This window comes from Lacticaseibacillus manihotivorans DSM 13343 = JCM 12514 (assembly GCF_001435035.1).
Taxonomy (GTDB): Bacteria; Bacillota; Bacilli; order Lactobacillales; family Lactobacillaceae; genus Lacticaseibacillus; species Lacticaseibacillus manihotivorans.
Map to the genome: position 1 here is coordinate 1 of NZ_AZEU01000106.1, position 3,659 is coordinate 3,659.

General features: G+C 42.4%; 2 protein-coding genes and 2 pseudogenes. All 4 read left to right on the forward strand.

The annotated features are described in order from the left end of the window. Positions 1–250: 250 nt before the first annotated feature. Positions 251–355: pseudogene (locus tag FD01_RS15680) on the forward strand (GMP synthase (glutamine-hydrolyzing)); the annotation flags it as partial. A gap of 302 nt (positions 356–657) precedes the next feature. Continuing rightward, positions 658–2,181, forward strand: coding sequence for an Eco57I restriction-modification methylase domain-containing protein (locus tag FD01_RS05710; RefSeq protein WP_225436179.1), 1,524 nt, complete (start codon positions 658–660; stop codon positions 2,179–2,181). Next, a complete protein-coding gene (locus FD01_RS05715) occupies positions 2,181–3,113 on the forward strand; it encodes a BsuBI/PstI family type II restriction endonuclease (protein ID WP_056963123.1) in 933 nt (310 codons plus the stop codon). Before FD01_RS05710 ends, FD01_RS05715 begins: the two co-directional genes overlap by 1 nt. A gap of 62 nt (positions 3,114–3,175) precedes the next feature. Continuing rightward, a pseudogene (locus tag FD01_RS05720) lies at positions 3,176–3,659 on the forward strand (AAA family ATPase); the annotation flags it as partial.

Sequence of the window (3,659 nt, forward strand, 5' to 3'; positions counted from 1 at the left end):
TAACGGGTTAAGGAGCTGTTACAGATAACTTGGACAAATTATTCACCAGCCACTAGCTACTAGAAGAAGCACTTCACTATTAAAGACGAGCGGGAGCGGCATTTTGGATACGAGTGCAGGCTTGGTAAGCTGACACGCCATGTGTTACTACACAGATAAGTGGAGTCCCGGTAGTAATTCACCGTCCTGCCCGGGTTCCGAAGCGTCTGCGTGAAAGTTGCCGGTCGGATATGCCCGCATCGACTGGGACATCCTGTAGAAAATTTCTGCGCGGATTGTTAACGAGGTCGGGCACGTCAACCGCGTTGTGTATGATATTACCAGTAAGCCGCCGGCAACGATTGAGTGGGAATAAAGAGCAGGTGACACTTGAGATGAAAAGCCTGATTTAACGGCGTTTCCGATTGGGTGAAACGAGTTGAAATAGGTAGAATTGAAGTGGTTCCCTGCCGAAATCCTGCCAAAAAGAAGAGCCAGTCCGGAGAAATCTGGGCTGGCTTTGTTGTTAATCGTTAACGAACAAACGTTCTCTGGCGTTGAGGTTATGATATAATCGTTAAGAGAGTGGTTCATGCTTTTCTGGGAAATCGCTGGTAAACTTAGGTAAGTAACCTATCTTTTGAGGTTTAGTGAGAGATTTTGAAATGAGGTCGTTCCATGTTGAGAATGAGAATTGATATTGAAAGTCTGAAACTCAAAATTTCAGAATCTACCGAAGTGTTCTTTCAGCATTTAAGTCGAGAAGAGCAGAAAAAAATTGGACAATTTACGACGCCCATGCCTGTTGCGGAATATATGGCCGAGCGTTTGATTGACGATGCCAATATACTGAACAACCAAACTATTAAGCTTTTGGATCCAGGTGCTGGTACAGGTGTTCTGGGCCTAGCTGTAGTTGAGAAACTATTTTCGATGTATCCGAGTTGTAAAATTGAACTAGTAGCCTATGAGAACGAACCAATAGCGCTCCGTGTATTAAAATCAAATCTTTCGCTTGCTATGTCATGGTCGGCTGATTCAGGACTCAATTTCTCATACGAGATTCGCGAACGAAACTATATCCTCGAAGAAGATGGACTTTTACAGGACAGCGCATTTTCGTTTGAGTCTAACTATGATCTCGTGATTGCGAATCCTCCATACAAGAAACTCTCGAAAGATAGTTTAGAAGCTGATGCAATGAGCTTTGTGGTACATGGTGCGCCTAACTTATATGGATTTTTCTGGGCTAAGGCTGCGATTGAGTTGCGTCCAAATGCTACATCAGTATTTATTGTGCCACGATCATGGATGAGTGGCGCATACTTTGAACGTCTTCGTGCCTTTATGTTTTCACAGGGCAGTGTCGTCGAACTACATGCGTTCGATAATCGAAACAATGTGTTTGGGAGCACCAAAGTTCTTCAAGAATTGGTAATTGTGGTCTTCCAAAAGAAGCGAGTCGATTCAGTAAAAATTTGGTCACACGACGATATTACTACTCTTGAACAAAGTCAATCGATTGTGGTTCCTCGTGATTTGGTTGTTGTTGGTGAGGAGCAGCGAGTTTACTTAATTACCAATGCGACTCAGTTAGCACTTGCAAAATGGGCTGTTGCTTTACCAAGCACATTTTTGGACTCAGGGTTGAAAATGAAAACCGGACTGACAGTTTGTTTTCGGAACCGAGACTTAGTCGAGGATGAACCTTCTGATAACAATGTGCCCATCTTTTATGCCGACGATTTTGACGGTCATGAGATTAGACTAAAGCGAGAAAGCGGACAGTATCTGTCAAAGAAGCGAGCTGGGTTTCTCCAAGACAACGTGGATTATATTTTCGTTAAGCGTTTCTCTACTAAGGAAGAATCTCGCCGGATTCAAACGGCGTATTACAATGCAGAGCGATTCTCGCAAGAAAAACAAATCAGTACGGATAATAAGCTCAACTTCGTGGTTGCAAGTTCCAGTGATTTGTTAAAGGGTGCATTCCTGGTTATGTCGTCGACGATTTTCGACGAATATTACCGGCTGTTGAGTGGAAATACGCAAGTTAACTCAACAGAGATCAATTCGATGAAATTTCCAGATGCACATAGTCTAGCGAATCTTGGGGAGAAGTATCAAGTTTCTGAACTCACACAAATGACACAGGAAAAGATTGATCAAATAATGTTGGTGAACTTTGGAGGAGAAGCTTAATGGGTAAATTAGGTGATGCTTGCCAGATGCTTAAAGATGTCGGTTTTGCAAAGTCAATTAGTGAAAAGAGCATGGCGGCGCGTTTTATCCTCGCAGCCACGAAGGTTACAGAGGATATGAGCTGGTCACAGGCGACAAATTACGGTGTTCAGATTCACGAAGGACTCGTATTCCTAAATGATGAGTATCACACAAATCTGAAAGAGAATACTCGTGAGTCTTTGCGGAAGCAAGGCCCGAAGAAGATGGCCACCGTTGGCCTTGCAAGGGATAACGTATCCGAAGGAATTGCGACAAACTCAAAGAATTATCGCTGGTTTTTGTCTGATGACTTTTTTGAATTAGTCCGTCACTTTGATGATGAGAGTTACGCAGAAAGTTTGGCACGGTTCAAGGCAACACATCTCTCACGTATGAGTCTTCAAGCTGATAAGCGTAAGAAAGCTATGATTCCAGTTAAATATTCTGATTTTGAGTTTGAATTAACACCGGGGAAGCATAATCAGCTACACAAGGAGATTTTAGAACAGTTCGCACCCAGATTTGCAGGCGGCGCTAGGTTGCTCTACGTCGGAGATACCGCCGAGAAAGATCTTAAGTTCGAAGAATCAGCTCTGGAAAGCTTGGGGTTCCCGATGACGATGCATGATGTCATTCCAGATGTTGTTTTGTTTGATGAGAAACGTAATTGGCTATTTCTTATTGAAGCAGTGTCATCTGTTGGACCAATGTCAGTGGATCGGGTTTCACGGATCAAAGCGGAATACACCGGGAAAGCTGGTTTAGTCTTTGTCACAGCCTTTCAAGATTGGTCTGTTTATAAGAAGTTCGTTGGGAATATTGCATGGGAAACTGAAATTTGGATTGCTGATTTTCCTGATCATATGATTCATATGAATGGTGATCGGTTCATGGGACCGTATTCAAACTAATTGGGGTGAATATGAGCCAAATGTGAGTTGAAAAGTTGGGACATTTTCTGGGGGAGATTATATTGGATGAACTAAATATTGACTTAACTAAACAAAAATTTACAGATGGTATTCAACTTTTCAAAGATAAGCAGGTTTCACTGAAACATAAAAATTTTATTTTTGCTCGAAATGGCTCGGGAAAGTCCACTTTTAGCATGCTATTAAAAGATCAATGTTCTCCAAATCTCGACGTTCGAGTATTTGCAGGTTTTGATACCGTCCTGGGTGAAAATAAAAAGCTGAACGCATTTTCACTTGCGGTCAATGCCGGCGAGAATGAACTAGCGATTCAGAAGAAAGAAGCGGAGATTCAAACAAAGCAAAATGAGTTAAAACAGGTCATTAGTGAAATTGATGACTCAGACGCACATAATCTGAAAGCAAAGAAGGCGTCGGCGGGAGCTATAGTCCGAGATAATAATAATACTATTGAGAAATTCTATTCAGACCGCAAATTGCAAGAACAAGTTAGCCACTCCGTGGCACGACACCGTGAGGCGAACT

Coding starts and splice junctions, on each gene's coding strand:
- FD01_RS05710 (WP_225436179.1), top strand. CDS start 658: ATGTTGAGAATGAGAATTGATATTGAAAGTCTGAAACTCAAAATTTCA.
- FD01_RS05715 (WP_056963123.1), top strand. CDS start 2,181: ATGGGTAAATTAGGTGATGCTTGCCAGATGCTTAAAGATGTCGGTTTT.